The sequence below is a fragment of the Moorena sp. SIO3B2 genome, assembly GCF_010692525.1.
GTDB classification, from domain to species: domain Bacteria; phylum Cyanobacteriota; class Cyanobacteriia; order Cyanobacteriales; family Coleofasciculaceae; genus Moorena; species Moorena producens.
This window is the reverse complement of record NZ_JAAHHE010000469.1, coordinates 1-4142: the sequence shown is the minus strand read 5'-3', so window position 1 is coordinate 4142 and position 4142 is coordinate 1. Positions and strand designations below refer to the sequence as shown.

At 44.3% G+C, this 4142-nt stretch carries 4 protein-coding genes and 1 pseudogene; 1 reads left to right on the top strand and 4 read right to left on the bottom strand.

Annotated features, from left to right (window positions below; translation table 11 throughout):
• Positions 1–778, top strand: a pseudogene (locus tag F6K38_RS36345) (hypothetical protein); the annotation flags it as partial.
• A gap of 122 nt (positions 779–900) precedes the next feature.
• Here the strand turns inward: F6K38_RS36345 and F6K38_RS36340 are convergent.
• The 4 genes from F6K38_RS36340 to F6K38_RS36325 all read right to left on the bottom strand — a co-directional run bounded on the left by F6K38_RS36340 (position 901) and on the right by F6K38_RS36325 (position 3988).
• Positions 901–1524: a HEAT repeat domain-containing protein gene (locus F6K38_RS36340; RefSeq protein WP_287359885.1), complete on the bottom strand. Its 624-nt coding sequence runs from the start codon at positions 1522–1524 to the stop codon at positions 901–903.
• 294 nt (positions 1525–1818) lie between these two features.
• Positions 1819–2307 (bottom strand): C-phycoerythrin subunit alpha, encoded by a 489-nt coding sequence (gene cpeA, locus F6K38_RS36335; RefSeq protein ID WP_287248232.1) that lies wholly within the window; start codon positions 2305–2307, stop codon positions 1819–1821.
• Between the two features lie 75 nt (positions 2308–2382).
• Entirely contained in the window at positions 2383–2916 is a 534-nt protein-coding gene (gene cpeB, locus F6K38_RS36330) for a phycoerythrin subunit beta (RefSeq protein ID WP_287359883.1), read from the bottom strand.
• A gap of 196 nt (positions 2917–3112) precedes the next feature.
• Complete coding sequence (locus F6K38_RS36325; RefSeq protein WP_287359881.1) at positions 3113–3988, bottom strand: Uma2 family endonuclease; 876 nt, start codon at positions 3986–3988, stop codon at positions 3113–3115.
• Positions 3989–4142 lie beyond the last annotated feature (154 nt).

The following is a 4142-nucleotide window of genomic DNA, read 5'->3' as shown; positions in this document are numbered from 1 at the left end:
AAGCTATCAGTCTTTACAACAGCAGGCTAAAGAGCAATCTAATCTGGTTAAGAAATTACAGAAGCAGCTAGCCGAGCAAAAATCCGAAACTGCTGAACAGACAGAAAGTTATCAGTCTTTACAACAGCAGGCTAAAGAGCAATCTAATCTGGTTAAGAAATTACAGAAGCAGCTCGCAGACCAAAAATCTGAAACTGCTGAACAGACCGAAAGCTATCAGTCTTTACAACAGCAGGCTAAAGAGCAAGCTAATCTGGTTAACAAGTTACAGAAGCAGCTCGCAGAGCAAGAATCTCAAACTGCTGAACAAACCGAAAGCTATCAGTCTTTACAACAGCAGGCTCAACAGCAAGCTAATTTGATTGAAGACTTACAGCAACAGCTGTCTGAACAAAAATCTCTAGCAACACAACAGGTAGAGAGTAACCAGGCTCTGCAACAGCAGGCTCAACAGCAAGCTAATCTGGTTAACAAGTTACAGAAGCAGCTAGCTGAGCAAGAATCTCAGGCGGCCCAACAAGTAGAAAGTAAAAGTAATCAGTTTCTACAGCAGCAAACTCAAGAGCAAGGGAAGCGTATTGCTGAGTTAGAGCATCAGTTGTCTGAACAACAATCTCCCGCTACTCAAGCTCCTGAGAGTTATGAGTCTTTGAAACAGCATAATCAAGAGCAAGAGGAGCGTATTGCCACTTTACAAAAACACATTGCTGAGTTAAAGCGTTGGGCAACCATTGGCAAAGCAGAGTTCAACAAGAGGATTAAGCCGAGATTGTTTTAACTATTGCCCGAAAGCATAAATAATTATCTCAAGTCCCCTGGCTTCCTTTGTTGATAGTTTTGGGGATGATTTTTTGTTTCAATGACAACAAATAATATTCAAATAATATTATTATTCTGGTCTTATTCTCGAGATGCTTTCCTGGCTGAACCAAAGTTGATAATCTGTTCCAAGCGTGATATCGAACTAGCCGCTGATTCTCGGATATAGGGGTCGGCTTCCTGATTCTCAGCGGCAGCAGATAGCACTTCCATAGCTCTCTCATCTCCCAAGGAACCTAGGGCATGTAGCACAGCAACTTGAAGCGCAATATCGTCGATGTCCAAAGCAGCCACTAGGGGTTCAAAAGCTGGTGGACCAATGGTTCCCAGTGCGCCAACTGTCGATATTTTGACAACGGGATCTGGGTCTTTAAGGGCCGTTTGTAGACCCTGCAACCCGACAGTTGGGAAAGTTTCTTCTGAGTAGTTAAGAGCGATCGCAGCCAGGGCTTTTGCACAGCTAGCCCGTACGGTGTTATTTTCACTAGTTGTTAAGGTTTCTGCCAATACCGGTACGGCATCCAGACCAATCACACCTAGAGTTTGCACTGCTGCTCGCCGATAAACCACATCCTCATTATCCAAAATTGCCATCAACTCAGGAATAGTATTCTCGGTGCGCTCTGCTGCAATCTGCCGCATGGCTCTTTGTCGGAGTTTAGGATTTTTATTTTTTAATTGTTGATATAACTCTTCTGTAGACATTAGTAGATATTAGTATATAGCGGTTTTTAATTAGGTGAGGCACACAATTTCTGGGTTTTAGGGAACAGGGAACAGGGAATAGGGAACAGGGAATAGGGAAAAAATCCGGTGTACCTCATAAATATGAAAAATGATATACCAAGATTACTAGACATCACGAGCTTCAAGCACAATAACTAAGGGGTTCTTAGCAAAGTGATGAACCTGTTTCAGGCACAGCACTTTGCCAAGATACCCCTTCAGTCGAAAGTACTAGAGGCAGCTAGCCACTACAGAAAGTGGATAGCAATAATCCTATGACATGGAATTGATTACATAGTCAAGATAACCCCGGTATTCAACCAAGGCTTGGGCAGACATATCACGAGGAGCGCAGCCACGATCCCGGAGGACGGTCAAACCAGTAACATAGGTAGCTGCATCGATGCCTAGGGCTTTGTAGACTTCACGAGCGCCAGCAATACCCCACTCATCCAGAGGACCAGTACCACCAACAACTAGGCAATAGTTGATCAAACGCAGGTAGTGAACGATGTCACGCTTGCACTTTTCTTTCTGAGTACCTGCATCAATGTCCCGACCACTACCGTTAGGGAACTTTTTATAGATAGCATCAACAGCTTCTTGAGCTACAGCGTCGTAGTTACCTGCCAACTTTTCAGCAGCTTCCATACGAGCAGCAGAACGTTGCAAGCTGCCTTGAACTGATTCTAGGTCAGAAGCGCTAGGAAAACGACCTCCCAGGTCAGCGGAAGCAACAACAGTGGTTAACACTGATTTCATAATTAAGATATCTCCTGTCTTAAAATTGATTTCGGCAAAAGGTCAGTGTAATTTAAATTCTCCTGAGCAGGGAGACTAGCTAATAGCACTGCCGACTGCATCGAAGTAGCTACCAACTTCTGCAGCCAAAGAGGCACAATCACCAGCAGTAACAGACTCTTTGCGTTGAGATGCAGTGTTGGTAACAAAAGCCACAGCAGCAGCCTTCATGATGCCAACAGCCCGGGAAGTATTACCAGTGGGGACACCCAAAGCAGCGTAGGTTTCCTTCAGACCATTCAAGCAGCGGTCAGCCAGTACAGAACTATCTCCGCTTAGAACGGCGTAGCACACATAACGCAAGACGATTTCGCCATCACGTAGACAAGCAGCCATCTTGCGGTTGGTGTAAACACCGCCACCAGGAGCAGTTAAACCAGGGCTTTCGCAAACGATACCAGCAACCGCATCAGTAACGATACAGCTAGCATTGCTGGCGATAAAATTCACAGCATCAAGGCGCTTGTTGCCATCAGCAACAAATCCCTTCAGAGCTTCTAAATCAGCACCGCCAACAAATCCACCTGCGGAATCGGCAGCAACTACGGCTTTTGAAAAAGCGTCTAGCATTAAAATCTCCTTATCAATAACAAGGACTTAAAATTATTGGTCTTGTCTTTCATGAATTGACTAACCAATTTAGACGATAAAAGCTATTTGACACTCTAGTCCCATTTATGAGAAACAAAGCAACAAAACATTACAAAAATTTCCTTCTATCGGTCTAATTGTATACTTTTGTATCAATAATCTTTTAAGTGTTTGGTTAAGTGCTAAAAGTATCGTCAAGCTCAGGGTCAATACCCGCTGCTCGTAACTGCTCAGCCAGCCGAGCTGCTCTTGCTAAAGCAGCTTGAGTTCGTTGGCGCTCCTGCTCCACTATAGACTCTGCTTGTTCAGCACGTTGTCGCTCTTGTTCAGCACGTTGTCGCTCTTGTTCAGCTCTTTCCCTTTCTAGTACAGCTCGTTCATCACCAATCAGCAACAGATTTCCTTGTTCATCCCACCACCTTAGCCACAGTTGAGTTTGATTCTGATAACTTCCTTGCCATAAGCCTAGTTCTACACCCAACGGTGAAATATAATAATGCCCTCGTTCATTAGGGGTTAATTTCTGATAAAACCCACTGACCAAGGTATAGACTTCAAGAGAGCCGTTGTTTATTTGATAAATACCATAGTAGGGAATTCGGATAATTTGCTCATACACCCAAAACTTCCCTGGCTTAGTTACTTCTCCTTGAGTCGAGAGGGATAACGGGGTTTTGTCCCGTTCTTCATCCCCATTGCCACTGGCGAATTCTAATGCAATTAATGGTGCTATATGTTCCCGCCACACCACATAGGAGCGACGAATTTTACCATCTAGCTGAGGAGGCACATTTGGCACATAAAACCAATCAGGTGCTTCGGCTCCTTTCTCAGGTGGGTCAGTTTCTCGCCAGTAGATACCACAGTCTTGCCCAATAGCATATTGTCCATCAGGATGTCGCTGTTGTAATATCTCTCCAATCGAATCCGTTAGAATTATGCTTTGGGGATGCTCTTGAAAGTTTTTCACGAATGTACCATCTGACTCCGGTAGCTGGGTGTGGTCAGGGAAGGGAGGAGGTAATTTGACTCTAGGTACTGTCTCAGTCATGATCTGGCCTAGACTATGGCGGTGATAATTCTATATATTATTCTGGCTGCTCTAGTTTGATAGCCGATCGCAATTACCAATTATTAGAGCATGGTAATAGTGCTTAGTACACTAAAGATGCTCTTCCAAGGTTACTAATGACGTCAGCTGTCAG